Origin of the sequence: Sorangium sp. So ce321 (assembly GCF_051530195.1) — a bacterium.
In the GTDB taxonomy this organism is placed as follows: Bacteria; Myxococcota_A; Polyangia; order Polyangiales; family Polyangiaceae; genus Sorangium.
Window position 1 is genome coordinate 4058011 of the sequence record NZ_CP150329.1, and the last position, 23057, is coordinate 4081067.

General features: G+C 70.6%; 12 protein-coding genes. 9 read left to right on the top strand and 3 right to left on the bottom strand.

Going from position 1 to position 23057, the window contains the following annotated elements; all coding sequences use genetic code 11:
- Positions 1–398 precede the first annotated feature (398 nt).
- Together WME89_RS15665 and WME89_RS15670 are read right to left on the bottom strand one after the other, a co-directional pair.
- Positions 399–1763, bottom strand: a complete 1365-nt coding sequence (locus tag WME89_RS15665) for a sigma-70 family RNA polymerase sigma factor (protein WP_438009946.1) — start codon at positions 1761–1763, stop codon at positions 399–401.
- Positions 1764–2081: 318 nt separating this feature from the next.
- Positions 2082–3725, bottom strand: coding sequence for a ribonuclease J (locus WME89_RS15670; protein WP_438009947.1), 1644 nt, complete (start codon positions 3723–3725; stop codon positions 2082–2084).
- A 305-nt stretch (positions 3726–4030) separates the two neighbouring features.
- On the opposite strand from WME89_RS15670, the gene WME89_RS15675 reads away from it, so the two are divergent.
- Positions 4031–4555: an SPW repeat domain-containing protein gene (locus WME89_RS15675; RefSeq protein WP_438009948.1), complete on the top strand. Its 525-nt coding sequence runs from the start codon at positions 4031–4033 to the stop codon at positions 4553–4555.
- Between the two features lie 467 nt (positions 4556–5022).
- On the top strand, positions 5023–9969 hold the full coding sequence (locus WME89_RS15680) for an AAA family ATPase (protein ID WP_438009949.1): 4947 nt from the start codon (positions 5023–5025) through the stop codon (positions 9967–9969).
- A gap of 105 nt (positions 9970–10074) precedes the next feature.
- On the opposite strand, the gene WME89_RS15685 is transcribed toward WME89_RS15680, so the two are convergent.
- A complete protein-coding gene (locus WME89_RS15685; RefSeq protein WP_438009950.1) occupies positions 10075–12870 on the bottom strand; it encodes a beta-propeller fold lactonase family protein in 2796 nt (931 codons plus the stop codon).
- A 723-nt stretch (positions 12871–13593) separates the two neighbouring features.
- Between WME89_RS15685 and WME89_RS15690 the strand changes: the two genes are divergently transcribed.
- The 7 genes from WME89_RS15690 (at position 13594) to WME89_RS15720 (ending at position 22473) form a co-directional block, all read left to right on the top strand.
- Entirely contained in the window at positions 13594–13971 is a 378-nt protein-coding gene (locus tag WME89_RS15690; protein ID WP_438009951.1) for an STAS domain-containing protein, read from the top strand.
- A gap of 17 nt (positions 13972–13988) precedes the next feature.
- Entirely contained in the window at positions 13989–16466 is a 2478-nt protein-coding gene (locus WME89_RS15695; protein WP_438009952.1) for a SpoIIE family protein phosphatase, read from the top strand.
- Positions 16467–16764: 298 nt separating this feature from the next.
- Positions 16765–18369, top strand: coding sequence for a YifB family Mg chelatase-like AAA ATPase (locus WME89_RS15700; RefSeq protein WP_438009953.1), 1605 nt, complete (start codon positions 16765–16767; stop codon positions 18367–18369).
- A 247-nt stretch (positions 18370–18616) separates the two neighbouring features.
- A complete protein-coding gene (gene recA / locus WME89_RS15705) occupies positions 18617–19645 on the top strand; it encodes a recombinase RecA (protein ID WP_438009954.1) in 1029 nt (342 codons plus the stop codon).
- Positions 19646–19848: 203 nt separating this feature from the next.
- A complete protein-coding gene (locus WME89_RS15710; protein WP_438009955.1) occupies positions 19849–20325 on the top strand; it encodes a single-stranded DNA-binding protein in 477 nt (158 codons plus the stop codon).
- A gap of 616 nt (positions 20326–20941) precedes the next feature.
- A complete protein-coding gene (locus WME89_RS15715; protein WP_438009956.1) occupies positions 20942–21613 on the top strand; it encodes a hypothetical protein in 672 nt (223 codons plus the stop codon).
- A 500-nt stretch (positions 21614–22113) separates the two neighbouring features.
- Positions 22114–22473 (top strand): hypothetical protein, encoded by a 360-nt coding sequence (locus WME89_RS15720; RefSeq protein ID WP_438009957.1) that lies wholly within the window; start codon positions 22114–22116, stop codon positions 22471–22473.
- The last annotated feature ends 584 nt before the right edge of the window (positions 22474–23057 follow it).

Sequence of the window (23057 nt, forward strand, 5' to 3'; positions counted from 1 at the left end):
GAGCCCCCACCTGGCCCCCTGGTGGACTGTTCGATAAGATTTTTAACACGGACATGAGGCATACCGCTCAACCCAGCGGTGCACCTTCTGCCGCGTACAGGACCATCTGAACGGATGAGCGCAGAGCTGGTCGTATCCCACCAACTCGCGTCCAGGTGATCAACGAACTGCTGGCCGCTCTTCCAGCTGCCGCGCTTCAGGAAGCGCTCGCTGAGCGCGTGGAGCAGCAACTCGGACCATGTATCGGCGGAGAAAGCACGTGGTTCCAGGCGAGCAGAGAGGATGTCCTTCATGAGCGTCCTTCGGGTGAGGGAGCGCTGCCATCACCCCCAGGAGAGCTCCTGTTCACGAGCTTCGTGCAGCGGAGCACCGCCGCCGCGCCGCGCCCGGCCCGATCGTCAACCCCCGAGCGGCGTCTCGAGCGCCTGCCGCCGCGACAACGTCCGGAGCTTGCTCAGCGCGTTCTCCTCGATCTGCCGGACGCGCTCGCGGCTCACCGAGAACATGCCCCCGATCTCGGCGAGCGTGTGCGTCTGCTCGCCGTCGAGGCCGAACCGGAGGCGGAGCACCTCGCGCTCGCGCGGCGTCAGCGACTCGAGCAGCGAGCGGACCTGCGTGTGCATCCGGCGCTGGACCAGGAGCTCGTCCGGCGCCGCCTCCTCGCTCGCGAAGAAGTCGCCCTGGCGAGCGCCCTCGTCGTCACCGACCGGCGCGTCGAGGTACACAGGCGGGAGCGCCATCTCCCGCAAGGTCTGGATCTTCTCCAGCGAGAGCCCGCTCCGCTCCGCGACCTCCTCCGGCGCCGCCTCGCGCGCGTTCTCCTGCTCCAGCTCCTTGCGGGCCTGCAGCGCGCGGCGCCGCGTCTCGGCGAGGTGGACCGGCACCTTGATGACCTGGCCCTGGTACAGCAGCGCGCGCGCCAGCGCCTGCTTGATCCACCACGTGGCGTACGTGCTGAACCGGTAGCCACGCCGGTAGTCGAACTTCTCCGCCGCGCGCATCAGCCCGAGGTTGCCCTCCTGGATGAGATCGAGCAGCGGCACGCCCCGGTGCTTCAGCTGCCGGGCGGCCGACGCCACGAGCCGCAGGTTCGCCCGGACGATCTCGGCCCGCGCCTCCGCCGCCTCGCGGCGGGCGCCGCGGATGGCCGCGAGCGCCCCCTCGATCGCCCGCCGCTCCGGCCCGGCGGCCTCGGCCCGCGCCTGGCCCAGCGCCTGCTCGATCCGCTGCTCGACCACGGGCCCCAGGCGCACGTCGGTGAGCCCGGCCGAGAGGTCGGTCCGGGCGCGCAGCGCGCTCGCCCCGGTCTGCCCGGCGGCCAGCATCGACCGCGCGAGCCCGAGCAGCCGCGCGAGGCGGACGGACGCCGCCTCGCGCGCCGCGTCGTCCGCGTCCGCGTTCAGCAGCAGATCGCCGATGGCGACCCGCCCCGACTGCAGATCGTCCGCGATCGCCGCGAGCTCCCGCAGCGCCACGGGCGACGCCGCCCAGGCCTCGATCGCCGCGCGCTCCGCTGCCTCGATCCGCTCGCCGAGCTCCACCTCGAGATCGCGGCTCGACGGCGCGTTGCGCGAGATCTCCTGGAGATAGATGTCGGTCACGTCCTCGTTCGGCCGCGCCGAAGGCGCAGCCCGCCCGCCGGCAGGCGTCTCCTGCCGCGGCAGCGCGACATGGCTGAGGTCGATGTCGAGCCGCTCCTCGGCGCGCGTGTCGACCACGTCGATGGATGTTCTATCGGTCTCGCCCGCCAGGAGCGAGCTCATGGGCTTCTCCTTCATTTCGCTTACTCCACCATGGTGCCGCGTCCCGGGTGATCCGCTCGTGCTCGCGGGAGCACGAGGCGCGGGGACAGCTCCCAGCATGGACCACGATCCACGTCGGCCACGCCACGGCAGAGCAAAGGGGCTCCGCCGGCCCCTGCACCGTAATCACTCGCGGCGCTCAGGAAAGGGGCGCAGGCGGGCGCGCTCGCGCCGGCTGTCAGCGTCAGCGCGTCAGCCGCGTCAGCCGCGTCAGCCGCGCGCGCGCGAGCGGCTGTCAGCGGCTCGGATCGGCCGCCAGCGCTCCCCGCGGAGCTGCCGTCAGAGCAGGACCGCCAGGGGGAGCACGGCGGGGCGACGCGACGCTTCGCGGTGGAACACCCGCCGTACGCCGCGGCTGAGCGCGTCCTCCAGCGCGGGGCCCAGCGTGCGCGCCGCCGGCGACAGCGCCGCGAGCGCGTCGCGCGCGCTCGAGAGCGCGGCCGCGAACAGCGGGCCGCCCTCCTCGAAGTGCGCCACGCCGCGCCCGAGGAGCTCGGGGCCGCGCAGGATCTCCCCCGTCTTGCGGTCGGCCACCACGAGCGCCATCACGAGACCCTGATCCGAGATCTGCTCGCGCTCGCGCAGCACCATCGCGGAGACGTCGAGCCCGCCGCGCGCGTCGAGCCACACCCGCCCGCTCTTCACCGGATCGCCGAGGCGCATCTGGCCGTTCTCGATGACCAGCGAGTCGCCGTCCTCGACCACGAACACCCCCGCCGCCGGCACGCCCATCCGGAGGGCCGTGCGCGCGTGGGCGAGCAGCATCCGGTACTCGCCGTGGATGGGGACGAAGTGCTCCGGCCGCACCGCGTCGAGGAGGATCTTCTGCTCCTCGGCCTGCGCGTGGCCGCTCGCGTGGATCGGGTCGAGGCCGCGGTCGAGCACCACGGCGCCGCGCTTCGCCAGGCGGTTCGCGAGCTGGCTCACGGCGATCTCGTTGCCGGGGATCGCGCGCGACGAGAAGATCACCGTGTCGCCCGGGTCGACCCGGAGCCGGTGGTGGTCGCCCACCGCCATGCGCGCGAGCGCGCTGTTCGGCTCGCCCTGCGCGCCCGAGGCCAGCACGATGAGGCGCCCGGGCGGGAGCGAGGCCGCCGTGGCGTCGTCGACGATCACGCCGGGGGGGATGGTCAGGATGCCGATCTCCTCGGCGATCCGCGTGTTGGTCGCCAGGCTGCGCCCCGCGAGCACCACCTTGCGGCCGAGCTGGGCGGCGATGTTGAGGACGCTCTGGACCCGGTGGACGTTGGAGGCGAAGAGCGCGACGAGGATGCGCCCCTTCGCCTCGCGGAAGGGACGGAGGAACCCCTCGGCCACCGCGGTCTCGCTGACCGACCAGCCGTCGCGCTCGGAGTTCGTCGAGTCCGACAGGAGCGCCGCCACGCCGGCGCGGCCGTACTCGGCGAAGCGGCCGAGGTCGAGCCGCTCGCCGCCCACGGGGGTGAGGTCGATCTTGTAGTCGCCGGTGTGGATGAGGATGCCCTCGCCCGTCTCGATCGCGAAGCCCACCGCGTCGGGGATGGAGTGGGTCACGCGGAGCGGCTCGGCGCGGAACGGGCCCGCCTGGAAGTGCTGCTGCGGCTCGACCTCGCGCAGCGGCACGTCGATGCGGTGCTCGGCGAGGCGCTCGCGGACGAGCCGGAGGGTGAAGCGCGTGCCGTACACGGGGACGGGGAACTCGCGCAGGAGCGACGGCAGCCCGCCGATGTGGTCCTCGTGGCCGTGCGTCACCAGCACGGCGTCGATGCCGCCCGCCTCGCGCACGTAGCTGAGGTCGGGGATCGCGACCTCGACGCCGAGCACCTGGTCGTTGGGGAACATGACGCCGCAGTCGACGAGCACGCGGCGGCCTTCCTCCTCGACGAGCAACGCGTTCATGCCGACCTCGCCGAGGCCGCCGAGAGGAATGATCCTGACTCCCATGCGCGCGCAGCCTAGCATCGCTGATCGCGCGGACAGGGGCTGGCGTCGCGCCCCTCTGCGCATGCGGCGGCCACGGGCGGCGCGCCCGGCGATCCGCGCCGCGGCCGCGGCCCCGAAGGCGCGGAGGCCGACCACCGCGGCGGCCACGAGCAGCGCGGCGGCCGACCGGCTCGGGCCAGCGCCGGCGCCCCTGGGCTGGCTGACGCCGGGGGGCTGCCGGGCTCACGCGGGGCAGCGCGCCCGCTCGCGCGCGCGTGCTCCGGTCCGGTCTGCAGATTGCCTCTGCAGGGGAGCGGGAGGTACTCATGACACAGTCCGACATCTCCGTGGGCGCAGACGACCTGCCGGCGACCTACATGCCGGCGGAGCGGGCCCGGCCCGGCGCGATCGCGCAGGCGACGCAGCGGCGGGCGACGATCCCCGCGCGACCGCTCCTCGGCGCCCTGCCCATCGCGCGCGTCATCCCGCAGGACGTCCACTCCGTCCTCGACTACTCGAACGGCCTCATCGTCGCCCTCGCGGGCCTCTCCGCGCGCAAGAGCTCGGCGAAGATCGCCGGCGTCGTCCTCGGCGCTTCGGTCGTGTCCGTCTCCATGCTCACCGACTACCGGCTGAGCCTGGCGAAGCTGATTCCGATCGAGGTGCACGAGGCCATCGACTACGCGTGGAGCGCGTCGGCGATCGCGGCGCCGTTCGTCTTCGGCTACGCGAAGCGCTCGCCGCTCGCCGCGCTCATCCACGTCGCCACCGGGGCGGCCACGATCCTCGGCTCGATGCTGACCGACTACCGCGCGGTGAGGGGTGTCGGCCGTCGGGAGCGGCTCGCCTAGCGCCGGGGTGCGCCGCAGAGCAGATGGCGCCCCGGGGGCAGCTCTCCCTGGTAAAGCCGAGTCGATCTCTCCTCTTCCACTCCCATTCCACTCCCACGGCACTCCACGGCATTCCGCGGTCGTGGCGTCGCTGAGCTCGCTCCGCCGTTCGCCACGAGCCGCGGAGATCCGGAGTCCCCCGCGCCCCGCCACTGGCCTATTTCGAGCGCCGCTGAGAGCCCGCCACCCAAGATGGACGACATCCGGCGCCGGCCCGGTCGCACGGCGGCCCATCGAGCTTCGTTCCGCGCACACGCGCGCTCCCGCGGCGCCGTGAGACCGCGACGCGCAGGACCGCACCGCAGCGCACATCACCCACCGCGCCGCTCCGCGTTGAGGGCTTGCCCTAAGTATTCCCCGTATGCAACCATCGACGAACCATGCGCAAGACCAGGATCGGAGATCTCCCTTTCACACTGGTTGAGCTGATGTACGAAACCGCGGATACCCTCCTCTATCGCGCACAGCGCGATGGCGATGGTGCTCCGGTGACGATCAAGGTGCTGAAGGGGGAGCGTCTCGATCAGCGGCACGTCGCGCAGCTCCGGCATGAGCTCGAGACCACACGCCACCTCCAGATCGACGGCGTGATCCGGGCCTACGGCATGGAGAAGATCCCGGGCGGCGCGGCGCTCGTGATGGAGGACTTCGGAGGGGTCACGCTGGACGCGCTCGCCCGCGCCACGAGGCTCGATCTCAAGGCGAAGCTGCGTATCGCCTCGTCCCTGGCAGGGACGATCGCGGCGGTGCATGGCAAGCACGTCATCCACAAGGACGTGAAGCCGCAGAATATCCTCGTCAACCCGGAGACGAGGCAGGTCAAGCTGACCGATTTCGGGAGCTCGACGCGGCTCTCGGAGGAGACGCTCTCCGTGGAGAGCCCGGAGCGCCTGGAAGGGACTCTCGCGTACATGTCTCCGGAGCAGACCGGCAGGATGAACCGCGTCATCGACTACCGGACCGATCTCTACTCGCTGGGTGTGACGCTGTACGAGCTCTTCGCCGGGGTGCTCCCGTTCCAGGCGACCGACCCGGTGGACCTCATGCACAGCCACATCGCGCGGACCGCGACGCCGCTCTGCGAGCGCTCGCCGGAGGTCCCGAGGGTGGTGTCCGACATCGTGCAAAAGCTGATGTCGAAGGTCGCCGAGGAGCGATACCAGAGCGGGACCGGGCTCAAGGCCGATCTGGATGCGTGCCTGTCGGCGCTCGAGTCGACCGGCCGGATCGCGCCGTTCGCGCTGGGCTCGCACGACGTCCCGAGCGAGCTCAGGATCCCGCAGAAGCTGTATGGACGCGACAGGCAGATGGCGGAGCTGCTCGCCGCCTTCGATCGCGCGCGGGGGGGCAAGTGCGAGCTGTTCCTCATCGCGGGCGGCGCGGGGATCGGCAAGTCGGCGCTCGTGAACGAGGTCCACAAGGAGGTCACGCAGCGGCGCGGGCACTTCATCGAGGGGAAGTTCGATCAGCTGAGCCGGAGCATGCCGCTCGCCCCCGTGGCAGGCGCGCTGCGCCAGCGCGTCCGGCAGATCCTCACCGAGCCGGTGGAGTCGCTCGAGCAGTGGAAGGACAAGCTCCTCGGCGCCGCGGGGAAGAACGCGCAGATCCTCGTGGACCTCATCCCGGAGATCGAGCTCGTCATCGGGCCGCAGCCCGCGCTGCCGGAGCTCGGGCCGAGCGAGTCGCAGAACCGGTTCAACCTGGTGTTCCAGGACTTCCTGCGCGTCATCACGACGGCCGAGCACCCGGTGGTGCTCTTCCTCGACGATCTCCAGTGGGCCGACGCCGCGTCGCTCAGGCTGCTGCAGCTCGTGCTGACCGATCCGAGCGGGGCCTACCTGCTCATCATCGGCGCGTACCGGGACCAGGAGGCGATCGCCGGGCAGCCGCTCACGATCTGGCTCGGCGAGCTGCGGACGGCGGGCGTCGAGCGGCGCGAGATCCTGCTCCCGCCGCTCTCGACGGAGGACGTGCGCCAGCTCATCGCCGACGCGCTCAGCGCGCGCGGAGAGCAGGTGCAGGCGCTCGCCGAGGTGCTCTACACGACGAGCCAGGGCAACCCGTTCTTCCTCAGCCAGCTGCTCAAGGAGCTGTACGCGGCGGGCCTCGTCTCGTTCGACGCGACGGCCGGCCGGTGGACGTGGGACCTCGCGCAGATCAGGCAGCGGTGGGGCGCCGTGAACGTCCACGACCTGCTCGTGGACAAGATGCAGCGGCTCTCGCCGGAGGCGCAGCGCGTGCTGCAGCTCGCCGCGTGCATCGGCCACCAGTTCGACCTGAAGACCCTGTCGACCGTGCGCGAGAAGCCGCCCGCGGACATCGCGGCGGATCTCTGGGAGGCGCTGCGCGAGGGCATCGTCCTGCCGCTCGACCCCGACTACCGGCTGCTCCACACGGCCGGCGGCACGACGGCGGAGCAGCCGCTGGAGGTGCGATATCGGTTCCTGCACGATCGGGGGCAGCAGGCCGCCTACAGCCTCATCGAGGACGCGCAGCGGCAGGAGGTGCACCTCCGGATCGGCCGGCTCTTCCGGGCGCAGCTCAACGGGGAGCCGCGCGACGAGGATCTGTTCAAGGTTGTGAGCCACAGCAACCGCGGCGTGGCGCTGATCAAGGACCGCGCGGAGCAGCTGGAGCTCGCGCGGCTCAACCTGAGCGTCGGGAGGCGGGCCAAGGCATCCATGGCCCACGGGACGGCGGCCGAGCACTTCAAGGTCGCGATGTCGCTGCTCGGGGCGAGGGGGTGGGAGGAGGACTACGCGCTCTGCTTCGCGCTGCACCGGGAGCGGGCGGAGAGCGAGTGGCTGAGCGGGAACGAGGGGCAGGCGGAGGCCTTGATCCGGGAGCTGCTCGGGCACGCGCGTTCGCGGCTGGAGCGCGCGGAGGTGTACAACCTCCGGATCCTCGTGCACACGATGCGCGGGGAGTTCGCGGAGGTGCTGCGCGTCGGCCGCGAGGGCGTGGCGCTCTTCGGGATCGAGCTGCCGGAGGGGCAGGAGGCGATCGGCGCGGCGTTCGGGGCCGCGCTCGGGGAGGTGCCGGTCCACCTGGCCGGGCGCCGCGTCGAGCAGCTCGCGGACGCGCCGTGGGTCGGCGACGCCGAGCACCTCGCCGCCCTGCGCCTCCTGGCGGCGATGATCCCGGGCGCATACACGCTCGATCCGACGCTGCTCGCGCTCATCGCCGTCACGCAGGTGAACCTCTCGCTGAAGTACGGCAACTCGCCCGCGGCGGCCTGCGCGTACGGCATCTACTGCCTGCTGCTCGCGGGGGGGATGGGGCGGTACGAGGAGGCGCGCCAGTTCCAGAGGGTCTCGCTCGAGCTCAGCGAGCGGCCCGACGGGGTGGAGCTGCAGTGCAAGGCGTACGTCGTGTGCGGCGCGCCGTCGCACTTCTTCGAGCCGACCCGCAGCTCGGTCGCGTGCCTCTCGAAGGCGTACCAGGCCGGGCTGAGCTCGGGGGACTTCAGCTTCGGGGCGTACGCCTGCCTGAACATCGGGACGATCATGCTCTCGTCGGGCCATGAGCTCGGTCCGCTCCGGGAGGAGCTCGCCGGCTTCATGCGGTTCTTGCAGCGGACCAAGGACCCGCTCGGCACGCCGGTGCTCGCCGTCGCGCAGCAGATGGTCGCGTGCCTGGAGGGGAGGACGAAGGGGCGCCAGAGCCTGAGCGACGCCGCGTTCGACGAGGGCGACTTCCTCGCGGGGCTCGTGGCGGCGCAGGAGCTGCCGCGGTGCTGGTACTTCGTGTGCAGGCTCGTGCTCGCGGTGCTGTACGGGAGCCACGAGGACGCGCTGCTGATGGCGGCGCGGGCGGAGCGGCACAGCGCGAGCGCGCTGAGCCTGTTCCTCCTCAACGACATCCCCTTCTACACGGGCCTCGCGCTCGTCGCCCTGAGCGCGACGGCCACGGGGGAGGAGCGGGAGCGGCACCTCGCGGCCGCGGCGGAGCACCGGGCGAAGATCGCGGGGTGGGCGCAGCACGCCCCGGAGAACTACGCGCACAAGGAGCGGCTCATCGGGGCCGAGATGGCGCGCGTCCTCGGCAAGGAAGCGGAGGCGGCGGAGCTCTACGACCAGGCGATCGAGGGGGCGCGGGAGAGCCTGTTCACGCATCACGAGGCGCTCGCCAACGAGCTGTGCGGGCGGTTCTACCTGCAGCGCGGGCGGGAGAAGATCGCGCGGTGGCACCTGGCCGACGCGTACCGGGCATACATCCGGTGGGGAGCGACGGCCAAGGCAGAGCAGCTCGCGCAGGAGCACGAGCGGCTGCTCGACGCGATCGCCATCGGCGAGACGCAGCGGAGCAGGGTGCTTGGCACGACGAGCACGCGCCGGGGGAGCACCGAGTCGTTCGACGTCGCGACCGTCGTCCGGGCCATGCAGGCGGTCGCGAGCGAGAACGTGCTCGACCGGCTCCTCGATCGGCTGATGCGGAGCGTCGTGGCGAACGCGGGGGCGCAGCGGGGCTCGCTCATCCTGGAGCGCGACGGCAAGCTCGCGATCATGGCCTCCATGCGCGTCGATCCCGACGTGGTGGAGACGGGGCTGTCGATCCCGGCGCTCGAGAGCAAGGAGGTCGCGACGAGCGTCGTCCAGCTCGTCGCGCGGACGCGGGAGCCTGTCGTGCTGAACGACGCGCGGCAGGACAGCCGCTTCGCCGGCGATCCGTACATCGTCGAGCACAAGCCGCGCTCGATCCTGTGCCTGGCCATGACCCACCAGGGGCGCTCGGCGGGCATCCTCTACCTCGAGAACAACGCGGCGCCGCGGGCGTTCACGCCGGGGCGGGTCGAGGTCTGCGGGCTGCTCGCCTCGCAGGCGGCCATCGCGCTGGAGAACGCGCTGCTCATCGCGGACATCCGCGGCGGCACCGAGGCGCTGCAGCGCTCGAACGAGCAGCTGCAGCGGGAGCTCGAGCTGCGCGTGGCGTCCGAGGCGGAGCGGGAGCTGCTCCAGCAGGAGATGCTGCGCCGGCAGACGCCGCTGATCCCGATCACCGACGACGTGCTGGTGATGCCGATCGTCGGGGCGATGGACGGGGCGCGGGCGCAGCAGGTGCTCGAGACGGCGCTGGCCGGGTCCCAGGCGCGGCAGGCCAAGGTGGTGATCCTGGACATCACGGGCGTGGCGCAGGTCGACTGTGCGGTGGCGCAGGCGCTGATCAAGACGGCCAAGGCGCTGCAGCTCCTCGGGGCGAAGGCGGTGCTCTCGGGGATGCGGCCGGAGGTGGCCCGCGCGCTCATCGAGCAGAACGTCTATCTCGGGTCCATCGTGACGATGGGGACGCTGCAGAGCAGCATCGCCTATGCGCTGGGGCCGAACGGTCTCTCGGGGGCGTTCGGGCGGCGTCCGGGCGCGGCGCGGCCGGCCTGAAGCGAGCCGCGCTGCTGCGCGTCGAGCGCAGCAGCGCGGGCGGCGGCCGGGTGAAGCGCGCCGCGCTGCTGCGGGTCGAGCGCAGCAGCGCGGGCGCGGCCCGGGTCAGGGCGTGCTGCTCGGGTCGGCGGGATCGCTGCCGGAGTCCAGCTCATCGCCGTCGAGGAAGCCGTCGCTGTCGCGGTCGATGCCGGCGCGCGCGCCCGAGCCGGGCGGCGTGCACGTGTACGTCAGATCGTGGTGTGTCTGGGTGGCCAGCAGCCGGAGCACCCCGTCGCTGATGGGCGGGAGGATCTGCCGGTCGGTGAGGAACTGGCCGCCGCCGACGTAGAGGAACCCGACCTCGTGCAAGAAGCCCTGGGTCTTCGCCACGAGATCGCACTCCCCGAGGTCGGCGCGATCCATGAGCAGGTCGATGCGCGGCGCGACGACCGTCCCGTTCGAATGTTTGAGCGTCACCTGCTGGCCGACGATGGGCGCCATGTTGCTCTCGATGGCGAGCACGTAGGCCTCGAGCTGCCGGCGGATCACGTCGCCCGCCGGGGTGAAGGGGATGGCGTCCTCGTTGTTCGGGAACTGGTCGGAGAACCCGAACGCGGAGAAGAACCGGTACATCGTGTCGACGGTGCCGTTGTTCAGGATACCGAATCCGCGGATCTGGTCGCCCATGTGGTTGTTGTCGCGCGCGAGGAAGACGAACGGGATGTCCGGGAGGCCGAAGGCGCCGACCTTGGTATATACGTTGCGGAGCTGGGGTATCTTGAAGAGCTGCGACTGGAAGTCGAAGACGGAGCCGCCGCTCGTCCCGAAGAGGCCGGGGAAGTCGGCGCCCGGGTTCGCGTCGGGGTCGACGACGTGGCACCCGCCGCAGCTCGCGATCGAGTTGACCACGTCGCCGTTGAAGAAGTCCTTCCCCGCCTGCTGATCGGGCGTGAGCGAGTTGTCCAGGTTCCTGATCGGGTTAGGCGGGTAGGTGACCTGGAGCATGAAATCGGTGAAGGCTTCCATGTCCTGGGCGGCGATGGGCTCGCTGCGTCCGAGCAGGTCGGGGAACGCCACCTGGAACTGCCCGAACGCGGCCCGCTCGTCGAACGACCCCTCGTCCGGCTGGGCGCTCGGCTCGCTATAGCCCCCGGTGCGGTCGCCGCGCCAGTGCATCGGGCCGTGGTTGGCGAGGCCGCGCAGGCTCTGCGTCATCATCGGCCCCTTCATCGGGTGGAAGATCGGGTTCGTGATGGGCTGGTTGATGATGACGTCCTGGAGGCCGAACGGGAAGGGCCCCGGGTCCGCCACGACGGAGCCGTCCGGATTGCCGAGGTTCCAGGCCAGGTCGTCTTGATCGCCGAAGACGTGGCAGCTCGCGCAGGCCGAGTCTCCGTGGCTCGACGTGAGGGAGGCGTCGTAGAGGAAGCGCCGGCCGTCCACGATGCTGGCCGGCTCGGGGTTGTACATGGCAACGTGTCCCACCTCGGTCTTCGTCGTGGTGTTGATGATCGAGATGGAGTTGTCGAAGCGCGTGAGCACGTACAGGCGGCTCTTGGCCTCATCGAGGACGAGCCCGGTCGGCCCGCCGCCGCTCACCGGGATCTGGCTCGTGGTGCTCGGCACGAACGTGTCGCTCTCGAGCGCGGCGGTGTTGAAGACGCCGATCTTGCTCGAGCCGAGCGCGGCGACGTACAGCGTGGCGCCGTTGCTCGTGACGACCATCTCCTGGGGGAAGGCGAGGCTCTTCGCGTTCTCCGCGTTGGGGACCGGAGCGCAGCAGGTGCTGTAGTCGATGTGCTTGTTGAGGTGCCGCGGCGCGACGCTCCCCGGGCTGAGGACGGTGATCCGGCTCTCATGCAGGTGGCCGCGCGCGGTCTCGCCGGCGTAGATCCCGGGCCCCTCGAAGCTCTGCTGGCTGAAGGCCTCGGTGTTCGCGACGTAGACCTTCCCGTTCACCGGGTTGACGGTCATGTTGAAGAGGACCGTCCCGACGCCGGAGAAGAACCCCTGGGCGCCGCTGATCCACGCGGGCGGGTTCGCCGTGGCGTCGATGACGAAGACGTCCTTGTCGGGCAGCGAGAACCTCATCTGGTTGTCCCAGATCCCGCCCCGCTCGTCGTACCAGTGTCCGCCGTCATACTTCACGATGATGGCGGTCTCGGGCGCCGGCACTCCTTCGACGTTGGTGCTGGGGCCGGGCACGCCGTTTGGTCCGAAGCCGTCGGGGACCAGCGCCTCGTTCACGGTGGCCGTGCGGTTGCCGGAGTGGAACGCCGCGGCGTAAACGCGGGTGCCGTCCGGGGTCACGGCGAGGGCGCGGGGGGTGTCGCTGAAGAGGGTGATGATGTTGAGCGGATTACCCTCGAGGGACTGGCCGAGGTTGTTCGCGTCAAAGACCCAGACGTCGGCGCGGCCGACGCCGGGCGTCGTGAGCTGGGGGTCGATCGGGCTGTTCTGGCCGCGGTGTGCCGTCGTGATGAAGGCGCGGCCCCGTCCCGGGCCGGCGAACACGATATCGCGCGGCTCATCGCCCACGAGGAGGGTGCGCACGACGCGCCCGGTGTTCCCGCCGAGGCCGAGCTGGACGACGCTCACGCTGTCCGACAGGTGGTTCACGACCCAGACTTCGTTGTTGCTGCGCACGGCGACGGCCACCGGCTCGAGGCCGACCGATATCGACGCGCGGTGCTCCAGGCCGCTCGTGCCGATGCGGAACACCTCGAGGCGGTTATCGGGCGTGTTGACGGCGAAGAGCAGCTTTTTGTCAGGCGAGATGGCCAGCGGGCGGACCTGCCCGCTCTCGAAGGCCGTGAACGAGGGGGCCGCCAGCGCCGGAGCGCTGGAGAGTGATATTGCAGTCAAGGATGCGACGAGTGCGCCCAACGTCGCCCACCGTGAACCGGGCAGTCGAGTCATAGATGCCTCCGTAGGCGTCGCGCAGCTCCGCGGCCACACAACGCACAATCCAGAACTGTAAGTCCAGGTCGAACGATTGTTCAAGCATGCAATGAGGAAGGACATTATTTTTTCCCAAGGCCACGAATCCACGGCTGGGTCGCTGATGTAGGCTCGATAGAGGGGGTGCTCGGTACGGCGCGTCATCGCGGGTTTACGTGCGCGGCGAGGCGCGCCTCGGCCATCACGGCCGCGCGGCCGCTCGTTCCAATGGAAGTCACGGTTGGCTCGCTGACACATGAGCTCGACCTTCGCGCGGAGGACGGGAATCGACACGTGGAGGGATGTGCGCCCCTAGGCGGAGACGAGGTGAGGCCGCCCGTCGGCGCGCTCCGATCGGCCCAGGGTCGATGGTCGCCCGCGGCCGCGCGCCCGCGATGGAGCTGTCACGGCGCCGCCCGATTGGACCACGGCAGTGTAATTTTTGGGGGTGCCCGCTGTCGCCCTGCTGACCTGGAGAGCGGCCGCTCTCGGTCCTGCTCGGCGGGCCTTGTCGAGAGTCTGGTGCCTGCGCACCCACATGAGCGCCGGGGCGCGCAGGCGGCGTGCACGAAGGCATTGGATCCCGACGGAGGAGGCCGTAGCCTGGAGGGCTCGTATCGACCACCGGACCAGCCATCGACCGCCGCATCGAGGGCGGACGATCTGGCGACCATTGCGCGAGCCGGTAGAGATGGAGGAGTGATGAATAGCTTGAGCGTTGATTCTGTCGTCACCGACAGCTTCTTGATCGAGCCTGCGTTGAAGGACGGCACCCTGAGCGTCAAGCTCACGGGGAGGGGCGACATGGCGGCGGCCGCGCCGCTCAAGGAGTATGTCAAGGAGCTGGAGGCCGAGGTGACGAGGCTCTCGGTCGGCACCGTCGAGTTCGACGTGCGCGGCCTGGGCTTCATGAGCTCGAGCTGCATCAAGGCGTTCGTCGGCTTCATCTGCGGGCTCGTGGGCCACGGGCGGAAGTGCAGGATACGGTTCGTCACCGACCCGAGCCTCACGTGGCAGCGGCGGAGCCTGAAGCCCCTCGATCGGATGTGCCCGGAGCTTGTCTCGATCGCTGACGGATGATGTGACAGGCTGCGGCCATGACGACGAGGCGCCGGACGGTCGCGTTTCTGATCAACAACGTCGTCGGCGACTACCAATCCGAGCTGCGCGCCGGGGTCGAGCGGGCCGCCGAGGCGCACGACGTCAACCTCCTGACCGCCTTCGGCGAGCCGATCGCCGCGCGCGGGCCGGGCGAGGTGGACCGGAGCAGCTTCTATCACCTCGTCGGCGCGAGCAGGGTCGACGGCCTCATCGTCGCGTCGTCGACCCTCTGCTACCTCGCCGGGGTCGAGGGCATGCAGGCGTTCTGCGCGTCGTTCGCGCCGCTGCCGGTGTGCAGCATCGGGATGGCGATCCCCGGCGTGCCGAGCTTCATGATCGACAACGCCCTCGGGACCGAGCTCTCGGTCGCGCACATGGTCGACGACCACGGCTGCCGGCGTATCGCGTACATCGGCGGGCCGGCTGGCCACGAGGAGGCGGAGCTGCGCGCCGGAGGGTACCGGAGCGCGCTCGCGGCGCGGTCGATGCCTCATGACCCGCGCCTCTTCGCGCGCGGCGCGTTCACGATCCCGACCGGGCGCGACGCGATGCGGGCGATCCTGGATCGGGGGGTCGACTTCGACGCGGTCGTCTCCGCGAACGATCGGATGGCGCTCGGGGCGATCGACGCGCTCAAGGAGGAGGGGCGCCGCATCCCGGAGGACGTCATCGTGTGCGGCTTCGACGACGCCGGGATCGCGCGGTTCACGAAGCCGTCGCTGACCACCGTTCGCCAGCCCGTCAAGCGGCTCGGCGGGCTCGCCGTCAACGCGGTCCTGCGCATGATGGACGGCGAGGCGGCGCCGGCGCTGCAGCTCGTGCGGGTGGAGCTCACGCGGCGCGAGTCGTGCGGCTGCGGCTACCACTCGGGCGAGTCGCTCGCGCCGCCGCCTCCGTCGGCGCGGGGTCGTGCGCTCCCGCTCGCCGATCAGCGGGTGCCGCTGGAGCGCGCGCTGATGAGGGCGGTGGTGGTCCCGGCCGGCGCGCTCGACGGCTGGGCGGGCGATCTGCTCGCCGCGCTCGAGGCGGAGCTCGCCGGCCTGAAGGGCCGCTTCCTGCGCGCGCTCCAGGATCTGCTCGACGAGGCGAGGCGCGAGGGCGTGCTGCTCGACCAGTTCCAGGGCGTGATCTCGCTGCTGCGCGCGCGCGTCCACCCGCCGCCCGAGGACGGCGACGAGGCGGCCATGGCGGACGCGCTGGAGCAGCTCTGGCACGCGTCGCGCATCCTGATCGGGAGCGCGTCGGTGCACGTCGAGGGGCAGCAGCGGCTGAACGTGGAGCTCGCCGCGCTCGACGTGACCTACGGCGCGAGGGGCTTCGCGGCGTGCTTGAGCCTGCCGGTGCTCAAGGGCCTGCTGGCGTCGGAGCTGCCGCGGATGCAGTTCTCGCGCGTCGCGGTGTCGCTCTACGACGACGCCCAGCGCGCCACGATGAGGCCTCTGTTCCTGATGGAGCACGGCCGCGAGGTGGAGGTGCCGCCGGTGAGCTTCCCGTCCCAGCTCCTCGCGCCCCCTGGGTTCCTGGACGCCGCGGAGCGGAGGAGCGTTGTCGTGCTCCCGGTCGCCTTCGGCGACGTGGAGAAGTTCGGGGTCGCGGTGCTCGACGCGCAGGCGAACGAGATGATCTATGACGTCCTGCGCCTCCACCTCGGCTCCGCGGTCAAGGCCGCGTCGCTTCACCGGCAGGTCGTGCGGGAGGTGGAGCTGCGCGAGCGGCTGGAGCAGGAGAGGGTCCGCCAGGAGAGCCGCGTCGCGGCGCAGATCCAGACGACGCTCGTGCCGAAGCGGCTCTCGATCGAGGGGCTCGAGCTCTCGGCGATCATGAAGCCGGCCGTCGAGGTCGGCGGCGACTACTACGATGTCATTCCGACCTCCGGCGGGGGCGGGTGGCTTGGCATCGGAGATGTCGCGGGGCACGGCCTCGCGGCGGGCCTCATCATGCTGATGATCCAGAGCATGGTGTCGGCGCTGACGTGCAATGACCCGGCTGCGAGCCCGGCGAGGGTCATCGCCGCGCTGAACAGGGCGATCTACAAGAACGTCCGCGACCGCCTGGATCGCGACGAGCACGCGACGCTCCTGTTGCTCCGGTACGAGCGCGGCGGGCGCGTGACGTTCGCTGGCGCGCACGATGACGTCATCGTGTGCTCCGCGCGAACGCGTCGCTGCGCCTGCATCCCGAGCTCTGGCGTCTGGATCGGGGCGCTGCCCGAGATCGGCGGCATGACGCGAGATGCCGAGTTCGTCCTGCAGGACGGGGACGTGCTCGTGCTCTACAGCGATGGGGTGACGGAGGCGCGCAGCGCGCAAAACGAGCAGCTCGGGCTGGAGCGGCTCTGCGCCGTCATCGAGGCTGTCCAGGCGTCGCCGGTCAGCGCGATCCGCGACCGGATCCTGGAGGAGGTCGAGGGCTGGTGTCCGAGCCCGGACGACGACATCACGATCGTCGTGGCGAGGTACCGCGCGCCCGGGTAGCCACCTGCGCATGGCGAGCGCGTCGGGTGCCGGGTGAGGAGGTCCCCGCCGCGGTGGACGGCGGCGGGGCGGAGCTGAGGGGCGCTCGCTGGCGTGGCGCAGCGGGGCGACAGCTCGCGTGGCGCAGCGGGGCGACAGCTCGCGTGGCGCAGCGGGGCGACAGATCGCGTGGTCGCGATCCCGCCGCCCCCCTGGCGGCCGCCACCCCTTTTGTCGCATCCGCCACCCCTGCGGCCCGCCAGTTCCCTGGATTCGCCGCCATATCCGCCTGGCACGCCGTTCGCGAAGAGGCTCCGGCATGCAGGCCACGGCGCTCACGTTCTCTCTGCTCGGGCTCGACGCGCACCCCATCCGCGTGGAGGTCGATTCGGGCCGCGGCCCGTCGTTCTTCCAGATGGTGGGCCTCGCCGAGGCGAGCGTCCGCGAGAGCCGCGTGCGCGTTCGCGCCGCGCTCCAGCAACTCGGCGTCGAGCTCGACGAATACGTCATCACCGTGAACCTCGCCCCGGCGGACCTCAAGAAGAGCGGCGGCGCCTACGACCTCGCGATCGCGATCGCCGCGCTCGCGGCGCTCGGCAAGGTCCCCTCCGAGGGTCTCGACCGGATTGGCCTGCTCGGCGAGCTCTCCCTGAGCGGCGCCGTGCGCCCGGTGCGCGGCGTCCTGCCGGCGCTGCGCGGCGCGGCGGAGCAGGGGATCCCGCGCGCGATCGTGCCGCAGGGCAACGCGCGCGAGGCCGCGAGCGTGGCTGGCGTCGACGTCTTCATCGCGGAGCACCTGAGCCAGGTGGTCGCGCACCTCCGCGGCAGCAGGCCGCTCCCCGGCGCCGGATCCATCGCCACCGCCGCCGCCGAGCCGAGCGCCGCGTCGGTGGACCTCGCCGAGGTCCGCGGCCAGCACGGGGCGCGACGCGCCCTCGAGATCTCGGCTGCCGGTGGGCACAACCTCATCATGATGGGTCCCCCGGGCAGCGGCAAAACCATGCTCGCCCGTCGACTGCCCACCATCTTGCCGCCGATGTCCTATGATGAGGCGCTCGACATCACCGCGATCCACTCGGTCGCCGGTCTGCTCTCGCCGGACAGGGGCCTTGTTACGACTCGCCCCTTTCGCGCCCCGCACCACACGGTGAGCGCCGCGGGGCTCGTGGGCGGCGGCGATCCGATCCGCCCGGGCGAGGTCTCGCTGGCCCACCATGGCTGCCTGTTCCTCGACGAGCTCCTCGAGTTCCGCCGCGGCGTCCTCGAGGCCCTCCGCGAGCCTCTCGAAGAGGGCACGGTGGCCCTCTGCCGCGCCCGGGCCCGCGTCGTCTTCCCCGCGCGCCCCATCCTGGTCGCCGCGATCAACCCCTGTCCGTGCGGCTTCCATGGCGACCGTGGGAATCGCTGCGTCTGCTCCCTCGACCGCGTCCGCGCGTATCGCGCCCGGCTGAGCGGGCCGCTGCTCGATCGCATCGATCTGCACATCGCCTTGCCCCCCGTCGACGTCGCGCACCTGTGCGCGCCGCTCCGCGCGACCGAGGGCGACGGCCGGCCGTCGCTCCACGCTGCCGAGAGCTCCGCGGCCGTGCGGGCGCGCGTGGTCGAGGCGCGGGCCGCGCAGCACGCGCGGTTCGAGGTGGGCGAGGTCGTCGCGACGCACAACGCCGGTCTCGGCCCGCGCGATCTCGCGCGCGTCGCCATGCCGGACGTCTCGGGCGCGCGCATGCTCGCGTCGGCCGTGGAGCGGCTCGGTCTCTCGGCGCGCGCGTATACCAAGGTGCTGCGGGTCGCCCGGACGCTCGCCGACATGGACAGGAGCGGCGCCGTACGGGCGGCGCACGTGGCCGAGGCGATCGGCGCGCGGCTCTTCGACCGCGAGGCCGCCTCCGGGCCGCCGCCCGCGGCCGCCGCAGCGGGCGCCTGAGCCCGCCGCGTGACCAAGGATCATTGCGCCGCAGCGATGCGGGCGCGATCGCGGCCGCCCCGACGGCCGCGCCGTATCGGCAGCTCGCGCGCTCGGGGGCGCGCACGCAAGACAGAGACGTAACGCAAGACAGGCACGTAACGCACGACAGACACGCAAGACAGGCACGTAACGCACGACAGACACGCACGACAGACACGCACGACAGACACGCACGACAGACATGTTCGACAAAGGAGAGACCAAGATGATGACCGAGATCGCCGAGAAGCTCCGCACCGTGAAGACCGTTGTTGGCGCCATCGAGAAGCAGTTCGGGAAAGGGGCGATCATGGCCTTGAGCGATGAGAGTGAGACCAGGGACATCGGCCTGATCCGGACCGGCTCGCTGTCGCTCGACGCGGCGCTCGGGATCGGCGGCTATCCGCGAGGGCGCATCGTGGAGATCTACGGCCCGGAGTCGTCGGGCAAGACGACCCTGACGCTCCACGCGATGCGGGAAGCGCAGCGCGCCGGCGGCGTCGCCGCGTTCATCGACGCCGAGCACGCGTTCGACGTCACGTACGCGCGCTCGATCGGCGTCGACATCGACCGGCTGCTCGTCTCGCAGCCGGACAACGGCGAGCAGGCGCTCGAGATCGTCGAGATGCTCGCGCGCTCGAGCGCCGTCGACGTGATCGTCGTCGACTCGGTGGCCGCGCTGACGCCCAAGGCCGAGATCGAGGGGGACATGGGCGAGTCGCACATGGGGCTCCAGGCGCGGCTGATGAGCCAGGCGCTCCGCAAGGTCACGGGCATATGCCACCGCACGGACACGACGCTCATCTTCATCAACCAGCTCCGGCAGAAGATCGGCGTCGTGTTCGGCAACCCCGAGGTGACCACCGGCGGCAACGCACTCAAGTTCTACGCGAGCGTGCGGCTCGACGTGCGGCGGGTGGGCCCGGTGAAGGTGAGCGACGAGGCCATAGGGTCGAGGACACGCGTTAAAGTGGTGAAGAACAAGCTGGCGCCGCCCTTCCGAGAAGCCGAGTTCGACATCCGCTGGGGATCCGGCATCGACGGAGCGGCGGACCTCATCGACTTCGCCTGCCAGCTCGGCGTGGTGGAGAAGAGCGGCGCGCACATGTCGTTCGGGGGCGAGCACATCGGGCAGGGGAGGGAGCGCGCCCGCGAGGCGCTGATAGGGAAACCGACCCTGGCGACGTCGCTCCGCGCCGCCGTCGACGCGGCGGCGCCGGCGCGGCCCGCGGGCAGCGCGGCGATGGATTCCTGAGCGAGACCCAGAGAGGGCGAGTCCGGCGACAGGGCGCCGCCGGACCCGCTCCTCGTCATCCACGACGACATGGCGCCTCACGAGGAACGACGCACCACGACAGGTAAACATAGAGAAGAACACGAACGACAGAAGACGGTACGGACGACAGAGACGACAGCAAACGACGACAGATGACGACGCTCGATCAAAGGGAGCACATCATGAACGAAGGTCTGAACAAGGTGATTCTCATGGGCAATCTCGGCTCGGACCCGGAGCTGCGCTACACCGGCAACGGCACGCCGGTGCTCCAGCTGCGCATGGCGACGAACGAGTCGTTCGTCGACAAGAACAAGGAGCCCAAGGAGCGCACCGAGTGGCACAACATCGTGTTCTGGGGCCAGCGCGCCGAGGCGCTCGCGAAGGTCCTGACCAAGGGAGACGGCGTGCTGATCGAGGGCGGGCTGCGCACGTCGAGCTACGAGAAGGACGGGGTCAGGCGCTACCGCACGGAGGTGATCGCGCGGGACCTCCGCTTCACCGGGCGGCGGCCCATGGGGCAGCCGCTGCCCGGGCCGGACGACGACGGCGAGCCGACGCAGCCCGGCGTGGGGGTGCCGAACACGGCGCGGCTCGGGAAGAACGGCGCGCGCGGGCGACCCGGGGAGGCGCCAGCGCTGGATGAGCTGCCGTACTGAGGCAAGCAGGCGGGGAGGGGAGCGGGAGCGAGGCGGCAGCCTTGAGCCGCCTCGCGGCGCTCCTCGCCCTCGCGGACCATCTCAGCTGACCAGGAGCGCGTGCCTCTCCAGGCGTGCCCCTCTGTCTCTCGTGCTCTTCCCCTCGCCCCTCACCACGCGCGCGCTGGCCCGGCGCTCCTATCGCAGCGCGGCTGCAGTGGGAATGATAAAATCCATGGAGTGTAGCTGGAATCCAGCAGAATCAGTGTCCGGATTCGAGCTTCCCCCCGGCCGCTTCCTGGAGGCGCCCGCGCGTGGCGTCTGCCGCATGGACGCTCGAATCAATGGAGTGTGGCATTTATGCATGGGTCGACGTGATCCGGCAATGCGGCCGGGGCGCTGATATGTACGACATGAACCCAGAAAAACGATGCACGAGCTGAATAATGGGGGCGAGGCGGGTTGACGGTGGCCCGGTATAGGCGGTAGATGTTGGATGCTAGGCTCGACCCGACCAGGTGCCACTTTCTGGTTTTGACCGATCGACCTCCTGGATCGAATCTGTTCGGCCTGCGGAACGGCAACGCTTAACCGTCAACCGAGGTAACTGATGCTCAGCAATATGGCTCGTTTTCTGATGGTATCTGCTGCTGCTTCTCTCGTGGCGCTCGGCTCCGCTCCGGCCGAAGCGTGCAGTGATGTCGCGGACGCGGCGCTCGACATCATCACGGCCGGAACAACGGTCTCCAACGGCGCTCCGTTCTTCACGCGCGCCATGAGGGATCAGTCGGGGTACACGGGCACCGACATCGCCGTGCTCTGGGGCTCGACCAGCCCGAATTCCCATGTCTACTACGACAACATCATCGCAGAGCACTATTTCACGCATGTCACGAACGTCGCCGATATCGCCGCTGGCGACCTCCTGGCCATCGACCAGGTGGTCAACTCGTCGGGCGTCGTCACGTACAGCGGCCACGCCGCGATCGTCACGGGTCCGGCGACGCAGATCTCGCCGGCCCTGAGCCCGGCGTATGCCAGCACGAAGCAGTATGCCGTGCCGATCGCCGACGCGACCTCCTCGTCCCACGGCTGCAGCGTCAGCTATCCGGACAGCCGCTGGTCGGGGGCGTGCAACGGAGGCACGTTCGCGGCCGGGACCGGTACGGCTTACATGCGCCTCTACACGGATCTCTCAGGAAACCTGCTGGGCTACACCTGGAGCGTCACCTCGGGCGCTACCTACTATTCGCCCTCGACGCGCCCCTACGCGATCGGCAAGCTGACGTCCTGCTTGCCGCTCTCGTGATACCCTCTCCATCACCATGTCAGCGCGGTTCGCTGCGCGTCGGCGCGCGTCTCACTGCGCGTCGGCGCGCGCCCGCCGACCCCGGGCGCTCTCGATAGCTCACACATCCAGGACAGTGGCCGCTGCCGTGGCCGGACGCCGACGGCGAGCTGACGCGGCCCACGGCGGTGTGCCGACCAGCGCGTGACTCGCGAAGAACGGCGCGAGGGCGGCGGCCGGAGGTGCCCGTGCCGGATAAACTGCCGTAACGGGCGCGAGAAAGCGGAGCGAGGCGGCCGCCTGCTCCGCCTCGCGTCGCTCAGCAGTGCCGCCGTCCGAGCATGAAGGTGGGGAGGCGGGAAGATACCACCCGAGATCCCTTCCTGTTCCCCATCATCCTGGGAAATCTCTCCGTGCCAGCGACAGCCCCGCATCGTGCTCGGCGCCCGTCACCACGGCCCGCCCCGGCGCGCCGGTCCCCCGCTGCTGCTCACCCGGAGCGCGCCGATGATCGGGAGCGCGTGCCTCGCCTTGGTGCGCTCGTGGTGGCCGCGCGCTTCCTGGACGCGCTCCTCGCGGCCGCGCTTTCCCTGGGCGCGCTCTCGGTAGCCGCGCGCTTGCTGGGCGCGCTCTCGGTGGCCGCGCTCTTCGTGCGCGCCGTCGCGCTGCCCGCGCGCCTCGCCGTCCGCCGTCCCTGGGCGCGCACCTCGGATGAGCTGCTCTTCTTCTTGATGGCGGCTCGCTCCTCCGGGCTCCGCGCCGCCTGCTCGGCCTTGCGCCGGGCCTCCTCTCGGTCGACCTCGACCCCTCCGTTCCTGCTCGCCGGCTTCTTGCGGCAGCTTCCCTGCTCGTGCGGTTGCTTGCCGGGGACCGGCTCGTAGCCGGGCCAGCAGCGCGAATCCTTTTCGTAAGGACGGCTCGGTCGCTTCGTCATCGTGGACCTCCTGTCGATCGCACCGTCACCTGGAGCCCTGCGCGCCACCGTCAACCGCGCCCGGTCGCCCGGACGTCCTGGCCGCCATCTCCACGGCCGCGCAACTCGGCTCCGGCCTTCAGCGTGTGTGGAGTGCTGCTGGATTCCAGCAGAACCAATCTCCGGGATCGCCCGATCGATGAGCCGCTCCCCCTCGGAGATGTTGGCGCAGGGCGTCAGCCGCGTGATGGCCGAGACGGTGAGTCGAGGCCTCGTGCAAACGGTGGACACTGTCCGGCAGTGCCATCCGAAGAGCTCTTGTGTCCCACATGAGCCTATCAAAATGAGTCTTTGAATCGAGTTCTGCCAGAAGTGTGTTGACGGAAGCCGTGTATAGGAAGTAAACGTTGGATGCTAGGCTCGACCCGACCAGGTGCGATTCTCTGGCTACGACCGATCGAACACCTTTACCGAATCTGCTCGGCCTGCGGAACTGCAACGTAGTAACCGTCAACCGAGGTAATTCATGCTCAGCAATGTGGCTCGTCTCCT